Genomic DNA, 14333 nt, shown 5'->3' on the forward strand with positions numbered 1-14333 from the left:
AGGTGTTCCTGGCCTGCCTTCGTGGAGATGTGACGCTGCCGCTGGGGATCGCGGTGCGGGCCAGCTCTACGTGGGAGAAGCTGAGTCACTACCGGGGCGGCGCTGGGATGCCACGTTCCTCGCAAGACCGCGAGGAGTCGGCGGTGTTGTGGCGACTGCTCGCCACGCATTCCGGGCACCGCATCGCCGCCCTGTATGAGGACACGAGCCGCCTGAATGCGCTGTACGTGGGCGATGGTGGGCCAGACATGATCGGCGGCGATGCCGACGGCGACATCACGTTCGAGCGATTTCTGGACGGCTGGCGAGAAGGTGATGTCGCTGGGCTGTCGCCGATCGGTCACGGCGTTCTGCGGTGCCTCGAGGATGGCGGGCAATTGTGGCTGGGCGCCGCGTACGGTCCAGGCCCGGGCGAGGTGTCGTTCTTCCACGTCGCAGCACCCGGTGGCCCGGGCAACTCCACCGACGATCCGGTGAACCGGTCGCTGTGGCGCTTCCTTGCCGAGCACGTGATGCACGAGTTGTCCGTCGACGCCGTTCCCGCCACGCCCACCGCCGCGATCGGTACCGATGGAGGGCCCTCGTTCGACGACTATGTCTGCGGCTGGCCCGGCTGACGACCCGATCGGCGGCTCGTGTTGATGAGGCCCGCCGATCGGCGCGATGCGCCTCTGGGTCTGACGCACACGACCCGGGAAGGGGCGGTGGCGCAGGACGGCAGTTGGTCAGGGAGGCGCATCGAGGCACGTTGGTTCCAGGAATGGCCCCTTGGTGCGATCCGGGAGACGTCGCAGCGCACATGCCAGCTCCTTGGAGGCAACCGCCGTGTGAATATCTCCCGTGTCGACACGTTAACCCCCACCAAAGTCATTCACGTCTTGTGGACGGCTTCGGTGGGGGTTTCTTCTTGTCTGCGGCAGGATCAGCGTGGTCAGTCCAGGGAGCGCCGGCTGGCAGGGCGTGTCCTCGGCCGAGGCTGCCTCCTCCGGCTCGGGGTCTGGATCGTCGAGCCCGGTGTCGAGGGTGATGCTGACAGGAGTGCAGACGATCGTGATCCCGCGTCTGCGAGCTGCTCAGCGATGTCCATGGCGTTGATCATGTCGGGGCGGAGCACGAGGAGAGACGCCAGCTGACCGTTGGCTTGGGCGATGAGCTGATCTTGGCGCACGTAGAGGGTCTTGAGCCGGCTGGGGTCGGCGTCGCTGGCGCTGGTGTGGCCGTGCCGGCAGCGGTAGCGGACCCGGCCGTGGGCCCGGTGCCCTTCCATGCGGCGTCCGCAGAGCCCGCAGATGACCAGCCCGGTCAGGCCGTACCGGTCGAGGTGCCGTCGTGGGGTGTGGCGAGCGCGGTGGTTCGCTGGATACGGAGGAAGTCGGCGTCGCTGACCAGGGCGGGGTGTGTGCCGGGTGGGGAGATCTCCCATTGGTCGCGGGGGTTCCAGGTGCGGGTGGGTTTGCTGCCTGGTAGGCGGCTGGTCTTGTCGCCGGGTCGGGTTTCGTGGTGGTCGATGCTCTGGCGTTTCCATACCTGTCGGCCGGTGTAGCGCGGGTTCGCCAGGATCGCGGCGACGGTGCGTAGAGTCCACGCCGCGCCGCTGCGGTGGGGGTTGCGGGTCCGGTCGTGCGCTGACGGTGGGGGTATGCCGAGGGCGTTGAGGGTGCGGGCGATCCCGGCGGTGCTGTGTCCGGCGAGCCGCTGCGCGAAGATCCACCTCACGTGGGGTGCGCTGTCCGGGTCGGGGTCGAGTCGGTGCAGGCGTCGTCCCCACTGGGCGTGTTGCACGTTGGGGTGTGGGCCAGCGTCGGCCAGCTGGTAGCCGTACGGTGGTCGGCCGCCGAGGTGCCGGCCCTGGGTACGGACCTGGGCGGCCATCGCCGCGGTGGTGCGGCGGCGCGCCCGTTAGGACCTCGCGTCGGGATTGGTGGCCGAGCAGCATCAGCAGCGCTTGGTGGCTGGTGTTGGTGAGGTCGATGGGTCCGTCGAGTTCGGGCAGCCACACGCTGATGCCGTAGGCGTGCAGCAGGGCGATGATGCTGCGCGCCTGGCCGGCGGTGAAGGCGCGTTCGAACTCGCTGATCACCACCGCGTCGAACCCGCGATTCGGGTCGGCGGCCGCATCCAGCAGCGCGGCGGCCTGTGGCCGGTGCTGCCACGGTCGGGGCGCGGGAGTAGCCGACATCGAAGAACTCGGTCGCGATCGTCCCGACCCCGTCGATCACCTGCAGGGCGTGGTCACGCTGCCATTCCAGCGACGAGGCCGGGTCCTGGAACCGGCCGGTCGAGGTACGGCCGTAGAACGCGAACCGTCGCCCCGGCACACGCCGGGTGTATCCGGTGTCGGCCACGGATCCGCGTCCGTGCTGGTGGCTCGCCGAGCCATGAGGTGAGCAGGTTGTCGCCGGATTCAGTGGCTGGTGTGAGGGCAGTGGTCGACATGCCGGTCCCTCAATTCCGAGGCTGAATCAATCTCGATGTTCGCGGTACCCAGCCTCGACACGCCGGCGAACGCGCCACGCGCGTATGTCACCGCTTTGATTGGGCGATGTACCTCTGTCGACTGACACCACCCCAACCCACAACCGGCGGTTGAGGAATCCCATAGGACATCCCCGGAGTTGCCTGGCAGTATGCGCCCGCAGTTGTCGTATCCGGGCCGCGTCGTTCGTAGCTAGGGCGAGAGGTGGTCCACGCAGGCGCCGTCACGATCTGAGGAGTTGATGATCGATGCCGCATCCACGGGCCAAGATCCACCACATGTTCGAGCTGTGCGAGCCGATCGCCACCGTCACCTTCTCGGAGGTGCCGAATGAGGCGTTTTTGGCGCTCGGTATGCGTAACTACTGGGACGGATACTTTGCGGGCCGGGCCGCTCCGTTGGGGCTGGTGCCAGCCGCGGTGGTGCACGCGGTCTTCTACAACTTCGCCGACGGTGAGGTAGCGCGTCACATCCCTTGGGTCTGGGGAAAGATCACCCCAGAGCAGGCGATCGCGGTGCGGGAACGGGGCAGCGCCGCCGCGCTGCGACAGCAGATCGGGGAACTCGCCGACTCTTCCGGCCTGCTGCGGATCGCCGACCTGGCCACCCGCGCAGCGGTGAGCGCGCCGAGCGAGGGCCGAGCGTTGTATGCCGGGCTCCGGGCGCTTCGCGTGCCTGACGAGCCGGTGGCCAGGCTCTGGCACGCGGCGACGCTGCTGCGGGAGCACCGCGGGGACGGCCACAACGCTGCCCTGCTCGCCCACGGCATCGGCGGCACCGAGGCCCATGTGCTCCTCGCCCTTTCGCTCGGCATGAGGGCAGAGGAGTTCGGCCGCCTTCATCACCTGCCCGAGGCGCAACTCGCTGCTGTCGTCGACGGGCTGCGCGGCCGCGGCCTCGTGGACGCTGCCGGCGGGTTCACCGACGCCGGCCGGGTGACCAAGGAGCGGATCGAGGCCTTGACCGACGAGCTTGCGGCGCCCGTATACGACGCGCTCAGCGTGGACGAGCTTGACGAACTGGTTGCGGGGCTCGAGCCGATCGCCGCCGCGATCTCGGCCGTCGACGCCTGACCGGGTGCGCCAGGTCGTCACGACCCCGGCTCGGACACCGCAGGCAAGAAGGTTGGCGTCGATGACGTTGAGGATCCGCCCGCCGTGCACGGTGCTCAATAGTTGGTGTGGTGCTGGTCAGGAGCACTGCCAGGTGAACCGGGCCTGGTCGAAGCGACCAGCGGCGAGGTCGTCGCGGCGGATCAGCCAGTACAGTGCGCCGGAGTCGCCCCACATCATGTCCGCGCGGTCGTCGGATTCGATCTGTGCGAGTAGGAGCCATTGGGCGGCTTCGGACGGCTCGGCGATCTCGTATTCGACGGGGCCTTGGACAGGGTTGGGATAGCCGCCGATCTGGTGGCCCGTACCTTTGTCGTCGTGCCACTGGTAGAGGGCTTCTTCGAAGTCGTCACCGTACAGTGGATGATCGCGGTGATTGGTGAGGTCGAACGTGTCGACGGTGCGTGGGTGGTCGGTGCCGCCGATCGTGGAGTGCAGCCGGACGGTCAGGTTCACGTGCGGGTAGGAACGGATGCCGTCAGGACTGATCTGCTCGCGGGCGGCCGCGCCTACCGGCACGTATAGCACTCGGGCGCCTGCGGTGCTGTCCGGCTCACTGGGGAGGACGAGGGCCTCGCCGTCGTCGAGCTGGCCGTCGAAGTAGAAGAACAACAGGGTGCCGTCGGCGGGGAACGGCATGTCCAGGTCGGTAGCGGGTAGCGCGGCGCAGTCGATGCCGGCGATGTAGGTCAAGGGACCGTGGTCGGGCCATTGCGGCCATTCCACGTCGTCCGGCAGCCGCGGGTTGCCGCCAAGATGTCCCGCCACCGGGCTGGTCGCGTCGTCGCCGATCGGCTCCAGCCGCGCGGCGGGCAGAGTCAGGCCCAACCATTGGTCGGCGGTCCGCGGGGGGAGGTGCTGGTGGGCGAGGGCGACGAGTGCGGTGTCATGTTCCATGATCGGATTCTGCCGCAGCGGTCTGACACGACCGCGCCTAACGATGACGGCACCGGTCCGCCGCTGACCGTCGCGCAGCGGTGGAGCGGCTACGCCATGCCGCTATACGACGGCGAAGCCGCCACTCCAACCGCCATCGGCATCTGGGGCTACTCCGGCGACTGAGCAGTCTGATCCCGTCGCCAGCATCCGGCAGGCAGAAATCCGCGCGCCGCTGCGCGGGCGTGGCTGGAGGACTTGGCCTCGACCTTTCGGTCAACCGGGATGGATACGCACGTCTCGCGGCATTCGAGCTCGCTGGGGTATTGATGTGCCCAGGCAGACTGGCGTTATGGACCGGACCGAGCTGCGTGCCTTGATGGCCGACTTCACCCAGTGGAGCCGGCAGGCCGCGGCCGTTCAGCGCCGGTATGCCGCCGTGCGGGAGGCTGCGGAGGCTGCCGAACTCCTCCTGGAGTCACGCGCCGTCCTCGTTCAGCACGCACGACGCAACGCTTGGCGGGTGGTGCCGCTGGAGCGCAAGCACAGCTCCGTCGTGCGGCCCCTGCGCGAACGCGCCGTCCTGCCGACGCTCACTCGCGGTGATCAGGCTCTGATCCGGCTGCTGGCGGTCGAGGTGCCCCGCGCGCGGGTCGACGTGAACGCCGCCCTGGGCCTGCGGCGCTATCTCGCCGGGCCGAGTAGGCGCCGGCGGGCCGAGGCGTCGGCCGCGTTCCTGCGCCGTCAGCATGGGGTGTTCGCGGAAACGGGCTGGCCACAGCGGCTCAAGGAGCTGAGTGAGCACACCCTCGACGACGACATCGGCGTCGAGGCGCTGGTCGATCCCACGCTCGGTGTCGTTCCCGAGGATCCGGCTCACAGCCCCGAGGTGATCCAACGGTCCGCGCTCGATGGCCTGTCCAAGGCGCTGGCCGCCATCGACAGGATCGTGCAGGCCGAGGCGGAGTACCGCGCCACGGCCAGGGACGCCGCGATCACCGTGCGGCGGGTCGACACGATGCGCGTGCTGCGGGAGATGTCGACCGATGCGTTGAAGACAGCGACCCGTGACCGGCTCCGGCTCGGCGGCCTCGCCCCGGCCGGCATCCACACCGTCCAGCAGGTCCTGGCCAACGCCGACACGCTGTCGACGATGCCGGGCGTCGGTGAGGTGTCGGCGCGACACATTCTCGGCGCGGCGCAGACGTTGCGGCACACGACCTTCGAGGAGACGCCGGTCCGCATCGACGTCAACCGGCGCAGCCCCGAGGAGACCGAACTGCTGCGCTGCCTCGCCGAATGGGATGCCCGCCGCCGCACCAGGGGCGCTGCCGCCGACCTCGAACGCGCGGCCGAACTGGCGCCGATCGTGGCGGGGCTCACCTTCTCCACATCGCATCTGCTGGTGGTTCCGCTGCGGGAGCTGCCGGTGAGCGAGCTGTGGGAGAGCATCAACGTTGTGCGGCACCGGGCCGAACAGTTGCGTCGCACCAGGCCGTCGGGCCACCGGACCCGCGACCCGTGGGAAGACTTCCTGGCCCGGCCGGCCGACTACTTCGCAATGCTCTCCGAACTCGGCTTCCTCACCGGCGACGAGGAGGCCACGCACGGCAATCTTCCCGACGACATCGTCAAGGCGGTGCGCGACCAGCCGCTCAACGGCGAACATCTGAAGGCATCGCTGCGCGGCTATCAGAGCTTCGCGGTGCGTTTCGCCCTCGTGCAACGCAAGGTAATCATCGGTGACGAGATGGGCCTCGGCAAGACGTTCGAGGCGATCGCCGTGCTGGCACACCTGCGCAGCCGGGGCGAGAACCGCTTCGTCGTGGTGTGCCCCGCGGCCGTCGTGACGAACTGGGTGCGCGAGGTGACGAGCAAGTCGACCCTGAGCGCCCACCGCGTGCACGGTGCCGACCGGGACCACGCGGCCAGCGTCTGGGAACGCGACGGCGGTGTCGCGGTCACCACGTTCGAGACGCTGGCCGCGTGGCAGCCCGGTCCCAACCTCGCCTGTGTCGTCGTCGACGAGGCGCACTACATCAAGAACCCGAACGCACAGCGTTCCGTGCGCACCGCCGCCATCGTCGAGCGCGCCGCCCGCGCCGTGCTGCTTACCGGCACACCGCTGGAGAACAAGGTGTCGGAGTTCCGCAGCCTCGCCTCCTACGTGCGGCCCGACCTGACGGTCGACAGCGACGGCGACGCGCTGTCGGCGAAGGCCTTCCGACGCCAGATCGCACCGGCGTACCTGCGGCGCAACCAGGAGGACGTGCTGTCCGAGCTGCCGGGGCTGGTGGAGGTCGACGAGTGGCTATCGCTGTCCAAAGAGGATGCTACGGTCTATCGGGCGGCGGTCGACAGCGGAAACTTCATGGAGATGCGTCAGGCGGCGATGCGCCAGGGCGCGAAATCCGAGAAGTTGCGGCGGCTTGTCGAACTCGTCCGCGAGGCGGAGGAAAACGAGCGGAAGGTCATTGTCTTCTCCTACTTCCGCAGCATTCTCGATCTGGTGACGGCGGCCCTACCGGGACCGATCTTCGGGCCGCTCACCGGCTCGGTCAGCTCCGACGAGCGACAGCACATGGTGGACCAGTTCTCAGCGGCACCGCACGGAGCCACTCTCGTAGCGCAGATCGTGGCCGGCGGTGTCGGGCTCAACGTCCAGGCCGCATCGGTGGTCATCTTCTGCGAGCCACAGCTCAAGCCGACCATCGAGGCGCAGGCAATCGCACGGGCACACCGGATGGGTCAGGTGCGTTCGGTGCAGGTGCACCGGCTGCTGTCCGAGGACAGTGTCGACCAACGCATCGTCGAACTGCTGGAGGCGAAGCGGAAGCTGTTCGAGGACTTCGCTCGAGGCAGCGACATCGCCGACGCGGCGCCGGACGCGGTCGACCTGTCCGAGGCGCAGCTGGCCCGCGAGGTCGTCGCATCGGAACGGAAGCGGCTCCTGAGCTCCTGAATTGGCGGCCCCGCAGCGCCGACCTGGGCGCCGCGGGCTCCCTCAACGGCACGGAGACCGCGGAAAACACGACCCACTCGCACGCACTGCTTGCAGAACTTCGTGATCACATCGGCGAACGAGTACTCGAAGCGGCGCCACGCAAATGGACTCAGCGAAGGTGTGGAAAGCGCGGACATTGCATAGGGCAATCATGCCCGTTGCGGCGGCGGGTCGGGGGTGACAGGAACGGGCCGCTGTTTCTGTCGCCCCCGAGCCGATTTGCAGTCGCGGGACGTCGCGGTCGCCGTCCTGGGTGACCGAAGACCATCAAGGCCGTGACGCGGTCCTGTCGCGGTATGCCGGATTCGGCCACCGGGGCGGACCGCTGGTCCGTCGGCATGTGCACGCCGGTCCGTAGACGGCGAATGAGACGCTTGCGGTGGGGCATTCGATCATGAGTTGGTGGGTTCGCAGGAAGGTGATCAGGTCGGCTGGGTTCTGGTTCTGGCGCCGTGACAGCTTCCGCACCGGACACCGCGACGACCGATGCGGCGGAGGCCGGGCCTCTCGGCCGGATCAGCGCTCCGGATGCCCTGATCCGGCCAGGAGGTGGTCGCCCAGATCGGAGCGGCGGTAGAGGACCGAACGGCCGTGGCGGGCGCTGACCAGGAGCCCGCCTGCGCGGAGAGCGCGTAGGTGCTGGTTCACCGCGGCGGTGGTGACGCCCAGACGGGTGGCGAGTTCGGTGGAGGACGTGGGGGTGTCCAGGCGGGCGAGCAGGCCGGCTCGGTGGGCGCCGAGCAGGGCGGCCAGGGCGCCCGGGGCGGGCAGGGGTTCGGGCTGCCACAGGGTGCCGGAACCTCGGGCCAGGTAGATGATTGTCGGGGGCTCGTCGGGGGAGATGGGGGCCGCCACCGCGGGGGTCCACATGGTCGGGACGAGGGTGAGGCCGTCCAGGGTCGGACGAGTGTAGTGGACGTTGGAGTGCAGGCGTACCTCCACGGTGTCGCCGGTCATGGTGACCCGGTCGGACAGGCCGGCGAACATCGTGGCCAGGCCGTGCTGGGCGATCTCGCGCCCGCGGTGCGTGACGTCGCCCTCCAGCAGGGCGCGCATCCGGGGCCAGTGGGCGGCGAAGCATCGGTCCCAGTAGCCGGCCAGGGCGGTGACTACGCGGGAGAGCGCGCCCGGCTCGCGGAGCGGCGATGGGATGCGCTCGTCGGCGCCGTAGAGCAGGCGCAGGTTCCGGTGGACCACGTCGGGTGGGGTGGCCGCGATCGTGGCGAGTTCGTCCTCGATGCGGGTCAGCGGTGAGCGTGGCGGCGGTGTCAGGAAGTCGGGGGTCCACCTTCGCTCGTCGATGAGGGCCAGCAGCATCTCGGTGTCGAGGGCGTCGCGGGCTTGTTGCATGCCGCGGATCCACGGCAGGTGGATCGGGAAGCGGCCGGGATCGCGCCAGCTTCGTAGCGACAGGACCAGTTCGTTGAGGGGCGAGACGGCGAACCGGACGCTCGCCAGGTCGGGGCCGACGAGCCTGTATCGCACTGGCATGAAGCAGAACGCTACATCAATCGTGTCCTCCACCCGGGACGGGGTGAACTGTGCCCGTGCCTGTGAAACAAGTCCTGGCCTGGGCCACCGTGGCCACCTCGACAGCCAAGGGGGTGATGTTCAGTGTCAGCGCGCTGTTCTTCACCACGGTGGCCGGGATCAGCCCGGCGACCGTCGGGGTGGGCCTGACCGTCGCCGGGGCCGGGGGAGTGGTGACGGCGTTCGCGTCCGGGCGGCTCTGCGACCGGTTCGGGCCGCGGCGTGTGCTGATCGTCGCGGCCACGGCACAGGGCGGGGCGCTCGCGGCCTACTGCCTGACCCGCGACGCCGGCACGTTCGTGCTGGTCGCCTGCGTGGCGGTCGGTGCCGAGAGTGTGCAGCGGACAGCGCGCGTCGCGCTGCTGGCCCGAGCGTTCACCGGCCCGGACCGGGTCGGGGTGCGGGCCAGGCTGCGGGTCGTGGACAACGTGTCCATCGCGGCCGGATCCGGATTCGCCGCCGTGGCGCTGGCGGTGGGCAGCCGGTCCGCCTATCTGGCGGCGGTGCTGGCGGCGGCCGTACTCACTCTGGTCGCTCTTGTGCCTTTGCGGGCTCTGCCCGCTGTCGTAGGTGGCGGCGGTGACCGGCCGGCTCGGGGCGGCCGGTCACCGCTGGAAGATCGCCGGTATCTGACCACGACCGCGCTGCACGCCGTGGTGAGTGTGCAGTTCCTGCTGCTCACCGTCGGGATGCCGCTGTGGGTGACCAGCCACACCGCCGCGCCGGACGTGACTGTCGCGTTGCTGTTGTTGCTGAACACCGGCCTGGTCGCGTTCCTCCAGGTCTGGTCGACCCGGCTGGTCGGCGACGTGCCGTCGGCCGGGCGGGCGGTCTTTCACGGTACGGTCCTGCTGCTGGCGGCGTGTCTCTGTTACGCGGCCGCCGGATACCCGAGCGGTGCCGGGTTCGCCGTCGCGTTGCTGGTGGCGGCGGTCGTGGCGCACAGTCTCGGCGAGATCGTCTCCGAGACCGGCGGCTGGGAACTGGCCTTCGAATGGGCCGATCCAGCCAATTCCGGCGCCTACCAGGGCGTCAGCCAGGCCGGTGTGGCCATCGGCCGGGCTGTGGCCCCGGTCGTCGTCACGTCGACGGTCATCGGACTCGGGCTACCCGGGTGGCTCCTGCTCGGCAGCGTGTTCCTGGCCGCCGGCGCCGGAACCCAAGCGCTGAGCGCTCGGCGGCGGGTGCCGAAACTCGGGCTGAGCGCGGAGGAACGGCCAGCTGGCGCCGATGGCGAGGACGATCTTGTCGGTCACCCGGCCGGTCTCGCTTAAGTCCGTCCCCTCACCATGCTGCGACTCCGCACCTACGCGAGGTCGGCCAGTTCTCAGATCGCCAGTGCCCTGGCCGCTTAGTAAGCCTTGGGTTTCCAGAGCCGCGGCAGCCGCCGCTCGCGGCGGTTCGCGATCTCGGCTTACCGCCAAAGATGACCGTCAAAACGGGGCAGACCCACCTGACTAGGCCCGGGTAGCAGCACGATCCCCTCATGGCGGATGGCCTCAGAGGCATCGGGGGTCGAGGTCGAGGGTGAACCGGTCGGCCGCAGCGAGTAGGTCGAGCATGGGGGCGACCTTCGGGAGCTCGCGGGTGAAGAAGTAGTGCGTCGCCGCGCGCTTTCCGTCGTAGAAGGCTCCAGTCTGGCCGTTGGTGGCAAGCCATTGCTCCAGCCAGAGCCAGGCAACGACGAGGTGTCCGGTCGCCTCGAGGTAGGCGGTTGCGTCGGCAAGGATCGCTGCCGGATCGCCGAGCCCGCGGAGGGACGCGGTGACGGTGGCGAGCCGTTCGGCGACTGTCATCAGATGCTCGGCGTAGGCGGCGCCGGTGGCGTCCACGAGGCGAGCGCGGTCAGCGGTCCTGGTGATGCGGGCCAGTAGGATGCCGAGGCCCAGGCCTCCGTCGAGCAGCACTTTGCGGCCGAGGAGGTCCATGGCCTGGATACCATGAGTGCCCTCGTGGATGGGGTTGAGCCGGTTGTCGCGGTAGCGCTGCTCGACGTTGAAGTCGCGGGTGTAGCCCGCGCCTCCCAGCACCTGGATCGCGAGGTCGTTGGCGGCCAGGCACCACTGCGCGGGCCAGCTCTTCACCACCGGAGTGAGGACGCCGAGGAGGCGTGCGGCCTCTACTGCCTCCTCCCCATCGAGCGAGGCGGCGTCGTCGACGAGTCGGGAGGCGAACAGGTTTAGCGCGAGAGCCCCTTCTGCATAAGCCTTCTGGGCCAGCAGCATGCGGCGTACGTCGGGATGCTCGACCAGTGCGACCTGCCTGCCGGTCTGGGGAGCGCCGACGGGGCGGCCCTGCAGACGCTCGCGCGCGTAGGTCAGCGACTCGAGGTAGCCGGCGTAGCCCAAGGCGGTCGCGCACAGGCCAACCCCGATCCGGGCTTCGTTCATCATGCCGAACATCGCCGCGAGGCCGCGGTGCTCCTCGCCGATCAGGTAGCCGACTGCGCCCGGCCGTCCGCCCGGCGTGTACGCGCCGTCTCCGAAGACGGGTGCGGTGTTGACGGTGCCACGGAAGCCCATCTTGTGGTTGATGCCGGCCAACGTGACGTCGTTGCGCTCTCCGGGGTTGCCGTCGTCGTCGAGGAGGTGCTTCGGGACCAGGAACAGTGAGACGCCCTTTGTGCCAGCGGGCGCGTCGGCGGTGCGCGCGAGCACGAGATGGACGATGTTCTCGGCCAGCTCGTGGTCACCGCCAGAGATCCACATCTTGCGGCCGAAGAGGCGATACGTGCCGTCCTCCTGCGCCTCCGCCCTCGTGGTGAGGTCGGCGAGGTTCGACCCGGCGTGGGGCTCGGAGAGCGCCATGGTGCCGAAGAAGCGTCCCTCGGCCATTGGCTTGACGTAGCGGCGCACCTGATCCGCGGTGCCGTAGGCGCGCAGCAGGTTGGCCGCACCGACGGTGAGCAGCGCGTATCCGGTAGTGCCGGCGTTGGCGGCGTGGAACCAGGACATGCAGGCGCCGTATACCGACAGCGGCAGGTCGAGGCCGCCGACCTCCTCCGGAAGCGGAGCCCCGAAGAAGCCCGCCTCGGCGAAGACCTTCAGCGCTGCCCCGACCTCGGGGATCACCTCGACCAGATGGCCGTCCCATCGCGGCTCGGTGAGATCGGCTGCGCGGTTGTGGGGGGCGAACTCGTGCACCGCCACCTGCTCGGCGAGGCCGAGCATGGCATCGACGGTGTCACGGTCGTGGGCGGCGAAGCGCGGCCGGGCGAGAAGCGCATCGGTGTCGAGCCACTCGTGGAGGAGGAAGTCGATGTCGCGCCGCGACATGAACTCTCGTGCTGACGTGTGGTTCCCGCCCGTGTGTGCGGTCGTGGTCATGCCTGATCCTTCGTGGCGGTGCGGCGGGGATGTGTGGAGGTGGTTCTAGCGTCCGGTGAAGGTCGTCGACAGGCGTGGAATAAGATCGGCGACGGCGTTCGACAGGGCGTCGAGGGCGTGGCGCGTCGTCCTCGACCTGGTCACCGCGTCGATGCTCGCGGAGCATGGCGGCGTCATTGCCGTCCCCGGGGTGGTTCTCGTCATGGCGAGGTCTGCCTTTCGCTGGCCAAGGTGGCCGGAGTTGCTGGCGCGTACACGGCCTCGTTCGGGCGGCGCGCCTCGAACAAGCAAATCGGTGGAGTCGCCACTCCGCTGCAATTCTGCAGCAGGGCGACCCATCAAAATTGACTTCAGACGACATCGAGTTGATCTGAAGCGACCGCGTGCAAGGCCAAGCGTTGTTCGTCTCCAGGCCGGACGCCGCACTTCCGGCCACGACCGACCCCACCACTTCGATGATCATGATCGGGCCCGGGCGCCGGGATCGCCCATTCCTCGGCTTCCTGCAGGAACGGCAGCCCCGCGGCGCCACCCGGCAACAATTGGCTGTTCTTCGGCGAACAGCGTCGCCCCACCGACGTAGACCGGTCGGGACGCCCGGCATCCCGTCGCCCGTGGCGCTCGTGTCTGGGCGCGGCGGTCAGGCCGCCGTGCCCAGACGCAGCCGTGTCACCCGTCAATGACGGTTGCACAGCAATGTCGATACCAGCTCTTGCTGGGCCTCGGACTGCCTACCGGGGTAGAGATTGGCGGTGACCACCACCTGGCGGCGCCCGTCGGTGCTGCTGTATGCGTTGGTGGCGAAGCCGGGCACCGTGCCGTCGTGGCCGATGGCAGGGCCGCACGGGGTCGGGATCTGGGCGATTCCGAGGCCGTAGCCGAGACCGCCGCCGGTGTCTACGAAGGACAACATCTGCGCCATCTGAGGCGCGGGCAGCAGATGGCCGGCGAGCAGCTCTTTGTAGAACCGCGCGATGTCGTCGACGGTGGACACGATGGCGCCGGCGGCCCACAGGGCGCTGGGGTTGTACTCGGTGACGTCGAGTGGTGCCGCACCGGGACCTACGTCCCAGTAGCCGCGGGCGGCGGGGGCGGGTAGGGCGGTCTCGTCGGTGGGGAACGTCGTGTCGCGCAGACGCAGCCGGTCGATGACGCGTCGGTCGACCTCGCCGGCCAAGGTTCGGTGGGTGACCTTTTCGATGATCATGCCGACCAGGACGTAATCGGTGTCGGAGTACTGCCAGCCGGTGCCGGCCGTGAACAGGGGTGGATTCGCAGCGACAAAGCCGACCAGGTCGGCCGGGTCCCAGTGGCGTAGCTGCGGCGTGCCGGGATGGTCCGCGTTGTACTGCAGCAGCTTGTCGAAGTACTCAGGCACGCCGCCGGTGTGATTGAGTAGCTGGCGGATGGTGATGTGGTCGGCGTACGGCAGCACCCCGGGCAGCCAGTGACCGACCGGGTCGTCGAGACGTATCCGGCGTTCGGCGACGAGTTGCAGCGCGGCTACCGCCACAAATGTCTTGGTGATGCTGCCGGCGCGGACGCGGTTGTCGGTGTGCATGCGGCGGCCGGTGGCGAGGTCGGCGGAGCCGATGGCGGCGGTGCGGGTGCGGCGGCCGTCCGCGACAAGGGCAACGGCTCCCGGGGCTCCCCCCGCCACGACGGACTGCAGGGCGTGCCGCAAGCCGACGGCATCGGTTGGCGGTGCCGATCGGGCCAACGCAGGCGGGGTTGCGCTCGGAGCGAGCATCGCCGTGGACAGTACGAGGGTTGCCAGCAGGCGCTTCATATCTCTCCTCCATGACGGGTGAACCGGGGGTCGGGCCCCCAACGGGCTTCCACGGTACGAGACTATGACGAGTACCTGACTTAGTCTAGTAGCGGGTCGCAACCCGACGACGCGGCGGCGTCGGACGGTCAAACCGGCTTGCGAACGTGCGTCTCGCGAGGTGATGCTTCTTCGCGCGCTGACTGCGTGTTCGGCTGGCCGACGACGAGCGCTCGATGAC

The 14333-nt window shown here is 69.1% G+C and carries 11 protein-coding genes; 5 read left to right on the forward strand and 6 right to left on the reverse strand.

Going from position 1 to position 14333, the window contains the following annotated elements; translation table 11 throughout:
• Positions 1-29: 29 nt before the first annotated feature.
• Complete coding sequence (locus ACMCNK_RS33260; protein WP_412740278.1) at positions 30-617, forward strand: hypothetical protein; 588 nt, start codon at positions 30-32, stop codon at positions 615-617.
• Positions 618-931: 314 nt separating this feature from the next.
• Here ACMCNK_RS33260 and ACMCNK_RS33265 read toward each other — a convergent pair whose 3' ends face one another.
• Together ACMCNK_RS33265 and ACMCNK_RS33270 are read right to left on the reverse strand one after the other, a co-directional pair.
• Positions 932-1267, reverse strand: coding sequence for a hypothetical protein (locus ACMCNK_RS33265; protein ID WP_412740279.1), 336 nt, complete (start codon positions 1265-1267; stop codon positions 932-934).
• A 35-nt stretch (positions 1268-1302) separates the two neighbouring features.
• Positions 1303-1872 (reverse strand): recombinase family protein, encoded by a 570-nt coding sequence (locus ACMCNK_RS33270; protein WP_412740280.1) that lies wholly within the window; start codon positions 1870-1872, stop codon positions 1303-1305.
• 882 nt (positions 1873-2754) lie between these two features.
• On the opposite strand from ACMCNK_RS33270, the gene ACMCNK_RS33275 reads away from it, so the two are divergent.
• Positions 2755-3549: an SCO6745 family protein gene (locus ACMCNK_RS33275; RefSeq protein ID WP_412740281.1), complete on the forward strand. Its 795-nt coding sequence runs from the start codon at positions 2755-2757 to the stop codon at positions 3547-3549.
• 117 nt (positions 3550-3666) lie between these two features.
• On the opposite strand, the gene ACMCNK_RS33280 is transcribed toward ACMCNK_RS33275, so the two are convergent.
• Complete coding sequence (locus ACMCNK_RS33280) at positions 3667-4485, reverse strand: YwqG family protein (RefSeq protein WP_412740282.1); 819 nt, start codon at positions 4483-4485, stop codon at positions 3667-3669.
• Here ACMCNK_RS33280 and ACMCNK_RS33285 point away from each other — a divergent pair.
• Positions 4450-4650 carry a hypothetical protein gene (locus tag ACMCNK_RS33285; RefSeq protein ID WP_412740283.1) on the forward strand — a complete coding sequence of 67 codons (201 nt, stop codon included), beginning with the start codon at positions 4450-4452 and terminating at the stop codon, positions 4648-4650. The two genes, ACMCNK_RS33280 and ACMCNK_RS33285, sit on opposite strands and share 36 nt — an antisense overlap.
• A 166-nt stretch (positions 4651-4816) precedes the next feature.
• Complete coding sequence (locus ACMCNK_RS33290) at positions 4817-7426, forward strand: DEAD/DEAH box helicase (RefSeq protein ID WP_412740284.1); 2610 nt, start codon at positions 4817-4819, stop codon at positions 7424-7426.
• Between the two features lie 558 nt (positions 7427-7984).
• Here ACMCNK_RS33290 and ACMCNK_RS33295 read toward each other — a convergent pair.
• A complete protein-coding gene (locus ACMCNK_RS33295; protein ID WP_412740285.1) occupies positions 7985-8959 on the reverse strand; it encodes a helix-turn-helix domain-containing protein in 975 nt (324 codons plus the stop codon).
• 56 nt (positions 8960-9015) lie between these two features.
• Here ACMCNK_RS33295 and ACMCNK_RS33300 point away from each other — a divergent pair, with 56 nt between their 5' ends.
• The gene (locus ACMCNK_RS33300; protein WP_412740286.1) at positions 9016-10272 is read left to right on the forward strand and encodes an MFS transporter; all 1257 of its coding nucleotides are present in this window, start codon (positions 9016-9018) and stop codon (positions 10270-10272) included.
• Between the two features lie 225 nt (positions 10273-10497).
• On the opposite strand, the gene ACMCNK_RS33305 is transcribed toward ACMCNK_RS33300, so the two are convergent.
• The gene (locus ACMCNK_RS33305) at positions 10498-12324 is read right to left on the reverse strand and encodes an acyl-CoA dehydrogenase (protein WP_412740287.1); all 1827 of its coding nucleotides are present in this window, start codon (positions 12322-12324) and stop codon (positions 10498-10500) included.
• A 676-nt stretch (positions 12325-13000) separates the two neighbouring features.
• Positions 13001-14113: a serine hydrolase domain-containing protein gene (locus ACMCNK_RS33310; RefSeq protein WP_412740288.1), complete on the reverse strand. Its 1113-nt coding sequence runs from the start codon at positions 14111-14113 to the stop codon at positions 13001-13003.
• Between the last annotated feature and the right edge of the window lie 220 nt (positions 14114-14333).

Origin of the sequence: Krasilnikovia sp. MM14-A1259 (assembly GCF_047159535.1) — a bacterium.
In the GTDB taxonomy this organism is placed as follows: Bacteria; Actinomycetota; Actinomycetes; order Mycobacteriales; family Micromonosporaceae; genus Actinoplanes.